This is a genomic window from Sneathiella aquimaris (genome assembly GCF_026409565.1).
In the GTDB taxonomy this organism is placed as follows: Bacteria; Pseudomonadota; Alphaproteobacteria; order Sneathiellales; family Sneathiellaceae; genus Sneathiella; species Sneathiella aquimaris.
Genome location: NZ_CP112881.1, coordinates 3,548,961 through 3,562,958 on the forward strand (window position 1 = coordinate 3,548,961; position 13,998 = coordinate 3,562,958).

The 13,998-nt window shown below is 49.7% G+C and carries 14 protein-coding genes; 5 read left to right on the forward strand and 9 right to left on the reverse strand.

Annotated elements, in window-relative coordinates; genetic code table 11:
* Positions 1-23 precede the first annotated feature (23 nt).
* The 9 genes from OIR97_RS16705 to OIR97_RS16745 all read right to left on the reverse strand — a co-directional run bounded on the left by OIR97_RS16705 (position 24) and on the right by OIR97_RS16745 (position 7,442).
* Complete coding sequence (locus OIR97_RS16705) at positions 24-689, reverse strand: class I SAM-dependent methyltransferase (RefSeq protein ID WP_169543349.1); 666 nt, start codon at positions 687-689, stop codon at positions 24-26.
* A gap of 101 nt (positions 690-790) precedes the next feature.
* On the reverse strand, positions 791-1,642 hold the full coding sequence (locus OIR97_RS16710) for a glycosyltransferase family 2 protein (protein ID WP_169543350.1): 852 nt from the start codon (positions 1,640-1,642) through the stop codon (positions 791-793).
* 32 nt (positions 1,643-1,674) lie between these two features.
* Positions 1,675-2,568 (reverse strand): NAD-dependent epimerase/dehydratase family protein, encoded by an 894-nt coding sequence (locus OIR97_RS16715; RefSeq protein ID WP_169543351.1) that lies wholly within the window; start codon positions 2,566-2,568, stop codon positions 1,675-1,677.
* A gap of 37 nt (positions 2,569-2,605) precedes the next feature.
* Positions 2,606-3,133 (reverse strand): dTDP-4-dehydrorhamnose 3,5-epimerase, encoded by a 528-nt coding sequence (gene rfbC, locus OIR97_RS16720; protein ID WP_169543352.1) that lies wholly within the window; start codon positions 3,131-3,133, stop codon positions 2,606-2,608.
* Positions 3,130-4,368 carry a class I SAM-dependent methyltransferase gene (locus OIR97_RS16725; RefSeq protein ID WP_169543353.1) on the reverse strand — a complete coding sequence of 413 codons (1,239 nt, stop codon included), beginning with the start codon at positions 4,366-4,368 and terminating at the stop codon, positions 3,130-3,132. The genes rfbC and OIR97_RS16725 overlap by 4 nt, the downstream gene beginning before the upstream one ends.
* Entirely contained in the window at positions 4,365-5,441 is a 1,077-nt protein-coding gene (gene rfbG, locus OIR97_RS16730; protein WP_169543354.1) for a CDP-glucose 4,6-dehydratase, read from the reverse strand. The genes OIR97_RS16725 and rfbG overlap by 4 nt, the downstream gene beginning before the upstream one ends.
* Positions 5,441-6,214 carry a glucose-1-phosphate cytidylyltransferase gene (rfbF, locus tag OIR97_RS16735; RefSeq protein ID WP_169543355.1) on the reverse strand — a complete coding sequence of 258 codons (774 nt, stop codon included), beginning with the start codon at positions 6,212-6,214 and terminating at the stop codon, positions 5,441-5,443. Before rfbF ends, rfbG begins: the two co-directional genes overlap by 1 nt.
* A 68-nt stretch (positions 6,215-6,282) precedes the next feature.
* Positions 6,283-7,095 (reverse strand): glycosyltransferase family 25 protein, encoded by an 813-nt coding sequence (locus tag OIR97_RS16740; RefSeq protein WP_169543356.1) that lies wholly within the window; start codon positions 7,093-7,095, stop codon positions 6,283-6,285.
* A gap of 59 nt (positions 7,096-7,154) precedes the next feature.
* Entirely contained in the window at positions 7,155-7,442 is a 288-nt protein-coding gene (locus OIR97_RS16745; RefSeq protein WP_169543357.1) for a DUF1330 domain-containing protein, read from the reverse strand.
* Between the two features lie 142 nt (positions 7,443-7,584).
* Here OIR97_RS16745 and OIR97_RS16750 point away from each other — a divergent pair, with 142 nt between their 5' ends.
* The 5 genes from OIR97_RS16750 (at position 7,585) to urtD (ending at position 13,998) form a co-directional block, all read left to right on the forward strand.
* Positions 7,585-8,901 carry an ArgE/DapE family deacylase gene (locus tag OIR97_RS16750; protein WP_219821581.1) on the forward strand — a complete coding sequence of 439 codons (1,317 nt, stop codon included), beginning with the start codon at positions 7,585-7,587 and terminating at the stop codon, positions 8,899-8,901.
* 206 nt (positions 8,902-9,107) lie between these two features.
* Positions 9,108-10,403: an urea ABC transporter substrate-binding protein gene (gene urtA / locus OIR97_RS16755; RefSeq protein WP_169543359.1), complete on the forward strand. Its 1,296-nt coding sequence runs from the start codon at positions 9,108-9,110 to the stop codon at positions 10,401-10,403.
* A 75-nt stretch (positions 10,404-10,478) separates the two neighbouring features.
* A complete protein-coding gene (gene urtB, locus OIR97_RS16760; protein ID WP_169543360.1) occupies positions 10,479-12,092 on the forward strand; it encodes an urea ABC transporter permease subunit UrtB in 1,614 nt (537 codons plus the stop codon).
* Positions 12,089-13,252, forward strand: coding sequence for an urea ABC transporter permease subunit UrtC (gene urtC / locus OIR97_RS16765; protein WP_169543361.1), 1,164 nt, complete (start codon positions 12,089-12,091; stop codon positions 13,250-13,252). Before urtB ends, urtC begins: the two co-directional genes overlap by 4 nt.
* A complete protein-coding gene (gene urtD, locus OIR97_RS16770; RefSeq protein WP_169543362.1) occupies positions 13,249-13,998 on the forward strand; it encodes an urea ABC transporter ATP-binding protein UrtD in 750 nt (249 codons plus the stop codon). The genes urtC and urtD overlap by 4 nt, the downstream gene beginning before the upstream one ends.

Here is a 13,998-nt window from a genome sequence, read left to right on the forward strand (position 1 = left end):
GCCATACAAACGATCTGAATTAATCAGGAGAACAGGTTCGCCACCTTTTTGCGCCAGCCCGTTTTAGGACCATTGACCGCGGTATATTTCCATACAGAAATACCAAAGCGGGTATCAAAATTGGCCAGCATTTCGAAATCCGGGTCTTTTTGAAGTTCTTTGAACACGCGAACGCAATCTGGAACAGCACCAGTGTCATGGAAAACGAAGGTGCATCCATCCTTCACAATTTCCTTGGCAAGTTCAATATCCTGCATCAATCCTTTATAGCTGTGATCACCATCAATAAAGGTGAAGTCGATCTGCCCCTGATAGGGAAGAAGCGCCTTTCGGGCTTCTTTGATGTGAGAATCCATGATCAGTTCAAGCACAAGGTTTGTTTTAACCATTGGCTTGATGCGTTCCCAATGAACAAACGCTTCATGCTCGCCGATATCAAGAACGATTGTTTTTTCAACCGGATAATAATCGCGGAGAAATTTCGTTTGGCCGCCTGATGCGATACCAATATCCAGACTGAATTTGGCTGGAGGCATTTTAGTTGCCATAAAATGTACGAAATCAGCATATTCATCTGGATCTTGCTGCAGGTACAACCCATCCTTCTTTTCAGGAAAATGGAAAAAGGCTTCATCTGAAGACCCTGCATCAATGATAGCCTGCTTAATTTGATCGCGTGATATGTCCACTTTTCAATGCCCGTCCGACTGTATATGTCAATAATTTACTCTAGAATTGATGTTCACCTATAAACAAACAATCCCTTATTTGCAATGATCTTGCCTTGTTTTTAGGGTTTGCGTAAACGCAATAAAATTCGAAGCGTTCGAGAGAATTTTTCCGTTCGGCTGCTGGTAAATTTCAATAGGTAAACCGACATCCAAAGGGTTTGGAAAAAACCAATTTCACAAAGCCTTAACTGCCGTTGGCAAAATCTGTAAAAATCATTTGCCAGTCTGATTTGAGCCCCTGCTGTTTTGGGACGAAAAACACTACTGGAAATGCCGGTTTCCCGCTGGAAAAAAGTGGTCGAATAATCCGTCGTAATCGTGCCCTTCAGGGCAAACGGAAACAAGACAAGATAATCCCACGCCCAGACATGCGGATATGTATCCAGCACCGCATCAATCGCTGTTTTGACAGCATTCCGCCGAAACAGGCCGTACATCCAACTGGCATGAGATGATTTAAGCAAATACATTCGTGTGAGCAGGCGACCATCAAAGCCGTCATAATCAAGTTCATGCCCGGCTATTCGCTGCCGAGTGCCATTGTCTTGAACCAGCCTTGCAACGGCCAGTTCCGCATCCGTATTTTTATCCAGTGCCGATGACAGCCGTTCCAGGTAGTGATCGTCAGACCAATCATCATAAGAGCGCCAAAGAAAATACTCTCCTTGCGCCTGATGAAGGACAAATTGAAAATTTCGCAAAGGACCCAGATTTTCTGACTGTTTGAAAATTTTAATCCGATCATCTTTTTCCGCAAAGCTGGCAACAATCTCTTGTGTTCGGTCTGTTGAGCCATTGTCAGAGATAATGATCTCGAAATCAGTATGCGTCTGTTTCAGCAAGCTGCCCAGCGCTTCTGCAACATATTTTTCCGCATTATAAAGCGGCATACCAATCGAGATCAGGGACACAGTTCAGCACTCATTTTTGAATTTGTCATAGGTTAGCGGCTTTCCAGATAGGATTTAAGCCCCTGCTCAAAAGACCGAATGTCAGTGTCTTTTAAAACAGATTTCAACCGGTGTGTATCGCCCATAACGGATACCGATGCTGTTGTCTCGGAAGCGCGTTTCTGCAAAGCAGTTATTAGATCCTGCTTACCCAATAAAGAGGCACAGATAAGCGCAATTTCGTCTGGGAGCATGGCAACGCCTGAGCCAATATTAACGGCCCCTTCCAAGTCGCTTGCCAGCACGCGATTAAATGCAGCGGCAACATCTGCAACATGAACGAGATCAATCGCTCTGTCTGGTGTTTGAAACGTCGGGAGTTCATCATTTTTAATGGTGGAATAGATATGCGAGACCAGCTTTGCCGCCGCTTCATCCGGCCCATAGGGGAAAAAGATCCGTCCCCAGACCACCGAAATATCTTTCGCGATCACCTGGGCCATATCGTGAAACGCGCATTTAGAGACGGAATAATAGGTTGTGGGATGACGGGGAGTACGGGTCTCGTGAAGAGGCTCATTTCCCCATTTATATTCGGCGCAGCTCCCAGCAAGCATAGCCCGCTCACCGCCCGCTTCTACAAAATTCTTCAAAAGATGCGAGCTGGCTGAGACCCAGTTAAAATTATCGGGTGAATGCCAGAATTTTCCGGGTGTCGCCTCCCAGGCCAGATGAACTAAATAACTGGGTTTATGGGTCGAGAGGAATTCAGAAACGGCGTCTGTGTCCTGCAGATCCAGCTCAAAATATGTCAGACCGTTCTGCTCCAAAAACTGCGGCGCAGCAGAACGCCCAACGGCCAGCACCTCATAGCCATCGCCGAGCAGACTGCTTATCACATGGCGTCCCAGATAACCTGTTGCACCGGTAATCAGACATTTCTTCAAGGACGTTTCCCTTCAGCAGGCATTTGAACGGTTCACATTATACCAGAAACGGCAAGGCCTGATCTTTTTCAGAAATCACGCGAGGTGTCGCGGGCCATTGAATATTAATCGACGGATCATCCCAGCGAATACCCATATCATGCCCGGGTTCAAACTCAGGGCTCATCTGGTAACTCACCTCGGTATGTTCTTGCAGCGTCAAAAACCCGTGGGCGCACCCGGCTGGAATAAAAAAACCGCGACCATTTTCCCGGCTAAGCTCTATTCCAAACCACTGTCCATACGCCGGTGACTGAGGCCGTAAATCAACCGCCACGTCGAACACTCGCCCAGACGTACAGCGAACCAGCTTTGTTTCTTCAAACGGTGCGGCATGGAAATGCAACCCCCGCAATGTCAGGCGTTCCCTGTTATAGGAAATGTTACTTTGAACAGGTGAAAAATCCAGCCCGTGATCCAAAAACTCCTGACGGCAGAACGTGCGGGTAAAATACCCTCGTTCATCTTCATGCCGTTGCGATTCTAAAAGCCACGCACCCGGAATTTTTGTTTCAGTAAAGATCATGGCAATAAATGCAAGGTGGGAACGGGGATTGCAAACCGGCCGCCCCATTCTGAAATATGGCGCATATCCGCAGATATTTCTGCCGCCAGGTTCCACGGCAGGATTAAGACGTAATCCGGTTTTTCTTGCGCGATATGCTCAGGCGCAAAAACGGGAATATGGCTACCCGGCAACAACGTATTCTGTTTTTCCGGATTCCGGTCCACCACAAAGGAAATCAGATCCGTCCCCACATTACAGTAGTTCAGCAATGTGTTCCCCTTCGCTGCCGCCCCGTAGGCCGCAACTTTTTTACCTTTTGCTTTGGCGTCCTTCAAGAAGGCCAACACAGACCGCCTTGTCTCTTCGACTTTGGGGGTGAAACCTGCATAGGCATCCAGTGTCGCCATACCGGCCGCGGCTTCTTTTTTGCGAACAGACCGCAGGCCTTCCCCATCCGGATAAACAGAACAGTCAGACTTGCAGGCGTAAATTCTAAGCGAGCCACCATGAGTGGGAAGCTCTTCAACATCAAAGACCTTCAGACCATGCGCTGCCAATATTTTTTCAACCGTGACCAATGACAGATAGGAATAATGCTCGTGATAGATTGTGTCGAACTGGACTTTGTCGATTAAATTCAGCAAATGCGGGAATTCAATCGTCAAAACACCCTTGTCTGCCAGCAGAATGTTAAACCCTGAAATGAAGTCATTGATATCGGGCACATGGGCCATAACATTGTTTGCCGCCATCAGATCCGCTCGCAGACCTTGCGCCGCCAACCGGTCCGCCGTTTCCTTACCGAAAAAAGCCACCTCGGTCTTCACACCAGATTTTTCTGCCGTTTTGGCCACATTCGCTGCCGGCTCAATGCCAAGGACCTGCACCCCTTGCGCCACAAAATGCTTCAGAAGGTAGCCATCGTTACTGGCGACTTCCATGACCATGGAGGCATCCGTCAGGCCGAGCATATCTGTCAGTTTCACTGAATATTGACGAGCATGCTCAACCCAACTGTCTGAAAAGGATGAAAAATACGCATAGTCAGAGAAGATATCTTCTGCCGGGACCGCATCTTCAACCTGCACAAGAAAGCAATTGCCGCAAACCCGTGCATGTAACGGATAGGATTTTTCGCCGGCAATCGCCTCTTCATTTTTCAGATAGCTATTGGCCAGAGGCGTGTTGCCCAAATCTACAAATGTCTGCGTCAGGGCGCTATCACAAAACCGGCACTGCAATCCATCACTCATGTCTTTTGGCTTTCATAGTCTTCAATTTGCGACAGGGTCATCTGAGACATATCCTGACCGCCCGTATAGGCTGCATACCATGCAACTGTTTTTTCCAAAGTCTGTTCGGGCTTCCACCGCGATTGCCATCCTAGAGTAGCTTTCGCCAACGAAACATCCAGGGCCAGATAGGATTTTTCTGGTGGTTGTTTCGTTTGGTCAAGATTCCAGTCTGAATTTATACCAAAAGCGGCCTGAACTTCGGCTGCAATTTTTCCAACCGTAATCACCTCGCCGCCGCGCGGCCCGAAATTTAACGCGGCAGGCAACCGGTCCGCATCGTCGAACCATAATTGCTGTAAATAGGTAAGATATCCAGACACGGATTCCAGGACATGCTGCCAAGGCCGCGTTGCTTCCGGAAAGCGCAAGGTAACCGCCTGTCCCTGTTCAGCGGCCCGCCAGATATCCGGAATTAACCGGTCTTCCGAGAAATCTCCGCCGCCAATCACATTCCCGGCGCGGCCCGTTGCAATCTTTACAGGCCGTTCGGCAAACAGGCTTTTGGCAAGAGACGCCGTGGCAATCTCACAGGCCGCCTTGGAGGAAGAATAAGGGTCATCACCGCCCAACTGATCCTCTTCAGTAAAGGCATGCCCGTCATCGTTATTCTGATAGACTTTATCACTGGTCACAATAAGAACGGCCTTCACGGCCTCACAGGGCACAAGGGCGTGCAATAAATTGACTGTCCCCATGACATTGGTTTCATAGGTCTCGACCGGCTCCTTGTAGGAACGGCGCACCAGCGCCTGAGCCGCCATATGAAGAACGATTTCCGGATCCGCGTCTTTCACCACTTTTGCCAACGCCTCGCGGTCCCGGATATCCAGAATATGAGACGTGATCGGTAACGGTTTTACAACCGTATCGAATAGTGAATGATCCCCTTCAGGCGGCAAGGAAATACCCGTTACCTCTGCGCCCATCCGGTTCAACCAAACGGCGGCCCACCCGCCTTTAAAACCAGTATGGCCGGTCAGTAAAACCCGCTTACCCTTCCAGAATGTCGGATCCACCAACCTGTCAGTCATCAGGACCAGATCCGCCAAGGGGCCTTACCGGACGCCCACAGCTCTTCCAAATGATTACGATCCCGCAACGTGTCCATCGGTTGCCAAAAACCGCCATGATGAAAAGCTGACAACTGCCCGTCCGCGGCAAGTCCCGACAAGGGAGCATCCTCAAACGGCATGGCATCGCCCTCGATACGATCGATAACAGAAGGCTCGAGGACAAAGAAGCCACCATTTATCAGACCATTGTCGCCTTTTGGCTTTTCGACAAATTCCGTGACTGCGCCGTCCTTAATAATTGTCGCACCGAACCGACCGGGCGGCGCAACCGCCGTCAGTGTCGCTTCGCGGCCCTGCTCCTTATGAAAGGCAATACTGGCGCCAATATCCACATCGGAAACGCCATCCCCATATGTCATGCAGAATGTCTCACCCGGTTCCAGATGATGGGCGACCCGCTTCAGGCGCCCTCCCGTCATCGTATTGGCACCGGTTTCCACCAGTGTCACCTTCCATGGCTCTGCTTTGGCATTATGATATGTGATTTGATTTGCCTGTAGATCAAACGTAACATCGGATCGGTGAAGCACATAATTGGCGAAATATTCTTTCACCACATAGCTTCGGTATCCCAGACAGATAATAAAATCAGTAACACCGTGATGCGCATAGATTTTCATGATATGCCAAAGAATAGGATTGCCCCCGATCTCAATCATCGGCTTTGGCTTCAGGTGGGATTCTTCAGAAATCCGAGTTCCTAATCCACCTGCAAGAATTACTGCTTTCAACGATGCCCCTCCAAAAATGCGTCATCAGCTTTGGTCATTTCTAACCATTCTCCAACAAAATATCCACCTCAGATTCCAGCGTTGGAGCTCTTTGCGTCCTTGCGGGACATAAGCCAGTAATGAAAACGCTTTCCAAGGCCATTTTCACACTTAAACCAAAACCGGAATAATGGAAAAACCAGACGGGTCAGGCCGGTTACAGTTGCCTTCTTTTCAAAACGGCCTTCACCAATGGTTGATGGCACATCGAAATCCGCAGCAACGGGCGAAGGCTTGGTCACCAGAACGTTCAGGCCGGTTTGCCATCCACGCCCCTGCAAAGAGTCAATTGGCAGCCAGTTCCGTTCCGTATGGCGGACCATCTCTTCCGCGGCGTGGCGGGTTAGCAGATACGCATAAGCACCGCCCGGCGTCGCCTGTATGCGGGCCAGTTCATAGCCGGAATTAAGAGGTCCAAGCACCCGGTGCGCCCCTCTGAAAATCTTATCCCAGTTCAAAAACCGGATCATGTCCCATGGCACATCAGTTGCGAGAAGACTTTCAAGAACCTGAGGGAAATCAGGCTTGAAAAAGGTGTCATCTTCCAACACCAATGCCAGCGGAATATCTTCCGCTACCATTTTTTGACAAACGCCACGATGCGAAAGCAGACACCCGATCTCACCGGATGAAAGATCGCGACCAAAATGCAGGCGTCTTTTCCGACCATCATATTCAGGCGCCTCATGGGCGTTAAATGAATGACCGTCAACGGCCTCAAAAAACTCATGACGCAGTCCGAGGGCATTTAGCCTTTCGGTCATCACCTGACGTCGGTCCACATCCTTCGCACGATTAATTACAATGACCCGGATTTTGTCTGAAAGCGCGTTGTTCATCATGGGCCTTTTATAGGGAAGTGCATCACCCAGAACAACAACAATACCCGCTTTGGTGCCTGTCAGGCACCTTCGACGATGACGATTTCGGCAATCCCGGCATCTTTACGATGGGCTTTTGCACGCTGATAATCTTCCGAATGATAGCAGGCAAGCGCCTGCTCCATACTGTCAAATTCAATCACGACATTCCGTGGGCGCCCCTCCCCTTCCAGCTGCTCCGCCGGACCGCCACGGGCGAGCACACGGGCATTAAATTTCTTAAAGGCTTCGGACGCACCAGTTGCATATAATTGATAAGGGTCCGGGTCAGTGACTGTGACATGTGCGATCCAATAAGCTTTTGGCATAAAATTTTTCCTGTATTACTGCTCTGCAATTTCTGAGCTGCCAGTATCGGGCCAAAGGCCACGTTTGGCAAACCGCAAAAAATCTGTTTTACTCTTAAAAAACAGCGCCCCCATTGGCCAGCAAAAAAGAGGCATGATCGATATGATCCCCACAGAAACCAAGAAAAAAATCATTACAGCCGTCGACAGCCTCTTTGACCAGCAGATTGATTTTCTGCAAGACCTTACCCGGCACCCTTCAACCCGTGGCAACGAACAATCTGCTCAACATTTCATGGCAGACACCCTGCGAGCCCGAGGGTATGAAATAGATCAGTGGAATGTAAATGTTGACGATATCGCTCATCTTCCCGGCTTCTCACCGGTGATCGGAGATTATGAAGACGCCATCAATGTTGTGGCCACCCATCATTCTCGCGAAAAAACCGGCAAATCACTTATTCTGAATGGCCATATTGACGTCGTTCCTGTTGGTCCGCTCGATATGTGGGACCGCCCTCCGTTTGATCCTTACATTAAGAACGGCTGGATGTACGGCCGCGGGGTTGCGGATATGAAAGCAGGCATCGCTTCAAATCTTTTTGCTCTGGACGCTCTCACTTCACTTGGTCTCGCTCCCGCCGCAGACGTCTATTTTCAAACAGTTGTTGAAGAAGAATGCACAGGCAATGGCGCGCTTGCCTGCCTCCAACGCGGCTACACGGCAGATGCGGCACTCATTCCAGAGCCACTAGGGGAAACACTTACCAGCGCCCAGATCGGCGTTATCTGGCTTCAGGTCCATCTCAAAGGACGCCCCGTCCACGTTCTGGAAGCAGGGTCAGGCGCCAATGCAATCGAAGCTGCGATCCCCCTCATTTCTGCGTTGCACCGATTGGAAGAACGCTGGAACCGGGCTGAAAACAGACATCCAGCCTATGCCGCCCACAATCATCCTCTTAATCTGAATATTGGGAAAATTGAAGGCGGTGACTGGGCAAGCTCTGTGCCCGCATGGTGTGTCTTCGATGTTCGCATGGCTATCTTCCCGGGCCAGGATATCGAGCGTGCCAAAAAAGACCTTGAAGAGACCCTATTGTCGGCGGCGAACGAAAGTGATTTTCTTAAAAAGAACAAACCCGACATAATTTATCACGGGTTTCAGGCAGAAGGATACTCGCTGGCTGATCACGACAACGAAAATACCCCTCTTGCCATATCCGCGCTTGAAAACGCTCATCAATTTGTGACTGGAAAAGAACTTCCTTTTGTACCAACAACAGCAACAACAGATGCCCGCTTTTTTGGCCTCTATGCGGATACACCTGCCCTTGTCTACGGCCCGAACAGTGATGCCATCCACGGCTTCAACGAACGGGTGGAGCTGGAAAGCATGCGACGCATTACGCAGTCGACAGCGTTGTTTATTGCCGACTGGTGCGGACTGGAAGAAACCGACCCGACTTTGCCAAAATTTTGATCGCACAATTTTTAATCATGGCTAAAAATTAATCAATCGTGCTTAAAAATGCACCGAAACGCTTTATACAAATTTTATAATATTCTAATTAAAGAACGATATTTTTATATTTTATTACAACACCTTAGAACAAATTAACAAATAATAAATATTTTGGCACAGCTTTTGCGGATTACTCCTCATTACAACAGAAATGGAGAAATCACGTGTCATTCAAACTGTCTCGCTTCGCGACAACCCTAGCAATCGGCGCTAGCCTGCTCACAGCTACTGTGGCCAAAGCCGACGATGAAACTATCAAGGTCGGCGTCCTCCATTCTTTGTCCGGGACCATGGCCATCTCAGAAACCACGCTAAAAGATGCCATGCTGATGCTCATCGAAGAGCAGAACAAAAAAGGCGGCGTTTTAGGCAAGAAACTGGAACCTGTTGTTGTCGATCCGGCTTCCAACTGGCCACTTTTTGCAGAGAAGGCGCGTGAACTTATCGATGTGAATAAAGTATCTGCCGTCTTCGGTGCCTGGACTTCTGTATCCAGAAAATCAGTTCTTCCAGTTTTTGAAGAATTAAACTCCATTCTGTTTTACCCTGTACAATACGAGGGTGAAGAATCTCAACGCAATGTGTTCTACACAGGCGCGGCGCCTAACCAGCAGGCAATCCCAGCTGTTGATTACCTGATGAAAGAAGAAGCTGTAGAACGGTGGGTACTGGCCGGTACAGACTATGTCTATCCAAGAACGACCAACAAAATCCTCGAAGCCTATCTACAGGCCAAAGGAGTCGCAAAAGAAGACATTATGATCAGCTATACACCGTTTGGTCATTCAGATTGGCAGACAATTGTATCTGACATCAAATCATTCGGTTCTGCTGGCAAGAAAACGGCTGTCGTTTCAACCATCAACGGGGACGCCAACGTTCCTTTCTATAAAGAACTTGGAAACCAGGGCATTAAAGCAGAAGACATTCCGGTTGTTGCGTTTTCGGTAGGTGAAGAAGAGCTTGCCGGTCTGGACACAAGCCCACTGGTCGGTCATCTGGCAGCCTGGAACTATTTCCAGTCAGTGGACGCCGATATCAACGCAGAATTCGTAACAGCCTGGAGAGCCTACACGAAAAATCCACAGCGGGTTACAAATGATCCAATGGAAGCCCATTTCATCGGCTTCAATATGTGGGTAAAAGCGGTTGAGAAAGCCGGCACAACAGATGCGGACGCTGTCATCGACGCCATGATCGGCATTGCGGTTCCAAATCTGTCCGGTGGTTATTCTGCCATGATGCCAAATCACCACATCACGAAACCCGTCCTGATCGGCGAAATCCAGGAAGATGGACAGTTTGAAATTGTCTACGAAACTCCTGGTCTGGTTCCTGGCGATGCATGGTCCGATTTTCTACCAGACTCAGCCAAGCTGATTTCAGACTGGCGCGCACCAATGTCTTGCGGAAACTTCAATACAGAAACCAAACTTTGCGGCGGTAAAGGGACTAACTAATCCCATCGACGTCAAGACTTTCCTGGCGGCTGCGGCCGCCAGGCTTTCTCATCCCAAAACGAATGCGAATTGATTATGTTGAACCTGCGCATCCTGATTGTGGCCATTGCACTGACTTTTTGTTCATCGATATCCGCCATCGCCCATCATGACGACCTGAACGCTCACATCACCGCTTTAGCGAAAGGCGGATTGAAAGATCGGGCCAAACAGGTGGATCATCTTCTCAAAACCGGTGACCCGAAAATCATCCCGGTCCTTGAGCATTTGGCCGACGGCACACTTTTCATGCAAAAGGCAGATCGCGCGGTTGTCCTGACCGAAAAAAACGGCAAAAAATACACGACAACTGATCCGCTGACAGGTGAACGCAAAACCGATATAACCAAAGGGGCCCTCAAGAAAATCAAGACGAATAACAGCCTGCGCCGCAAGATCAACGAAGGGTTGAACCTGTTTTCGCTCTCTAGCGCAGACCCGGCGGTTCGTTTGGATGCGGCCCAATCTCTTTTAAAAACACGAACCGAAACGGCACTGGCTTTTATTAATGTCAGCGTCGAAAAAGAAACAGTCGAAGAAGTAAAAACGGCGATGGAAAACGTTCAGGCGGTACTGCGACTGTCGATCGGTAAAGACACCGCTGAACGCCTTGCAGCCCTTGAAACAATTGCACAAATGGGCGGGCGCGAAGCACTGCCAATTCTGGCACAGATTTCTGATGACCCCAATCCGTACATTGTCGCCCGCGCCGCCAAAATCGAAGCCACCATCTTAAAAGAACTCAAACTTTGGGACAGCCTGCAAAATGTTTGGTATGGCCTGTCGCTGGGCTCGGTCCTGCTTCTCGCCTCCATCGGCCTTGCCATTACCTTTGGCGTCATGGGCGTTATCAATATGGCTCATGGTGAAATGGTCATGATCGGGGCGTATTCAGCCTATGTCGCCCAACAGGTGGTTCTTGCCCTTTCTCCCACTCTGGTCGGTTACTCACTTGTTCTGGCATTACCGCTGGCATTTCTGACGGCAGGGACCATCGGTTTCGTCATGGAACGCGGCATTATCCGTTTTCTTTACGGACGCCCGCTGGAAACCCTGCTCGCTACCTGGGGGGTCTCCTTGTTTCTTCAGCAAACCGTCAGAACCGTATTTGGACCAACCAATCAGGAGGTCGCCAATCCCGACTGGATGTCTGGTGCGCTTGCGGTGGGCGAAATCTCACTGACCTGGAACAGGATCTGGATCCTGCTCTTTGCCGCGGCTGTTTTTGCTTTTCTGTTTTTCCTTCTCAAAAAGACCCGAATGGGGCTTCAGATGCGCGCCGTTACCCAAAACCGCAGCATGGCCTCCTCGATGGGAATTAAAACACCGTGGGTGGACGCCTTCACCTTTGCACTGGGCTCCGGTATTGCCGGCATTGCAGGCGTCGCCTTATCGCAGATCGGAAATGTGTCCCCCAACCTTGGGCAAACCTACATCATCGACAGTTTCATGGTTGTTGTTTTTGGAGGCGTCGGAAACCTTTGGGGAACTTTAATCGGCGCCCTATCCCTCGGCATTGCCAATAAATTCATCGAACCATTTTCCGGCGCAGTCCTTGCAAAAATCATGGTTCTGACATTCATCATCTTATTTATCCAAAAACGTCCTCGCGGATTGTTTGCGCTTAAAGGGCGGGCGGTAGAACAATGATTTCTGGTTTTCTTTTCCGTAAAATGGATCAGCGCATTATCTGGGTCGCCAGCATTCTCGGCTTGCTGGCCATTCTGGCCCCTGTCCTGAACCTGATGACCGACCCGCAGAGCCTGTGGCACCTGCCTGATTACATGATTTCCCTTGCCGGAAAGTACCTGACCTATGCTCTGCTGGCACTCGCCCTCGATCTTGTTTGGGGTTATTGCGGTATTCTCTCGCTTGGGCATGGCGCTTTCTTTGCCCTTGGCGGATATGCCATGGGTATGTATCTGATGCGTCAAATCGGAACCCGGGGTGTTTACGGCGATCCTATCCTTCCTGACTTTATGGTATTTCTAAACTGGTCAGAATTACCTTGGTACTGGTACGGATTTGATCAGTTCTGGTTTGCTGGTCTTATGGTGTTTGCCGTTCCGGGATTGCTGGCATTTGTTTTCGGCTGGTTTGCCTTTCGCTCTCGCGTTACCGGTGTTTATCTATCAATCATTACACAAGCCCTGACCTATGCGCTTCTGCTGGCCTTTTTCAGAAATGATATGGGGTTTGGCGGCAATAACGGCCTGACAGATTTTAAAGATATTCTTGGATTCACCTTGCAAAATTCCGGCACCCGTGCGGCCCTGTTCTCCGCGTCTGCAATCGCCCTGTCGCTTTGCCTTCTTTTATGTTCAGCGATCATTCGTTCGCGATTTGGAAAGGTCCTGATCGCCGTACGCGATGCGGAATCCCGAACGCGGTTTTTGGGCTATCGGGTCGAAAATGTGAAACTGTTCGTCTTTGTGCTCTCTGCCATGATGGCGGGACTGGCAGGGGCGCTTTACGTCCCGCAAGTCGGCATCATTAATCCCGGCGAGTTCGCTCCCGCCAACTCAATTGAAGTTGTAATCTGGACGGCGATCGGCGGCCGCGGAACCCTTATTGGTCCCATCCTTGGGGCGATAACCGTTAATTTAGGCAAAAGCTGGTTTACCGCCGCCCTGCCTGATTACTGGCTATTTGTCCTTGGGGCGCTTTTTATTGCCGTCACTCTTTTCCTACCTAAAGGCCTTATGGGGCTCTTCAACAAGATTTCAACAATGATACGGCAAAACACCTTTACCAACACCCACCCTTTGATACCCGCCCCTTCTGAACAGGGAGGAGAGAAAACAAAATGACTTCTGTTTCTTCAAGCCTGCTCTATCTGGATGATGTTCATGTGGCCTTCGATGGGTTCAAGGCGATTAACGGCTTATCGCTGGTGATCGAACCCGGTGAAATGCGGGCGATCATTGGCCCCAACGGTGCAGGCAAAACCACCATGCTGGATATCATCACCGGAAAAACCCGCCCTGACACCGGCGACGTTTTATTCGAGGGTGAAATCGACCTGACAGAGAAAGACGAAACCGAAATCGCACAGGCGGGGATCGGCCGAAAATTTCAGAAACCGACAGTTTTCGAAGGTCAAACTGTGCGCGAAAACCTGGAATTGTCCCTCGCTGGCAACCGAAATATTCTGGCCTCAATTCTCTATCAGGAAAATACAGAAGATCATGATCGGGTGACCAGCATTCTGGAAACAATCCGCTTGCTTGAGCGCCAAAACGATCTTGCCGCCGACCTTTCTCATGGCCAGAAACAATGGCTTGAAATTGGCATGTTGCTAGCTCAGGACCCCAAGCTTCTACTGGTCGATGAGCCGGTCGCCGGGATGACAGACGCCGAAACGGTCGAAACCGCGAAACTTCTCAGAAATATTGCCAAAACACGATCTGTCATTGTTGTCGAGCACGATATGGGCTTCATTCGCGATCTGGGTGTCAAAGTGACAGTTCTCGCGGAAGGATCCGTTCTGGCAGAAGGATCCCTGGATCATGTCAGTGCCCATCCTGCCGTCATTGAAAGTTACCTAGGAAGATAA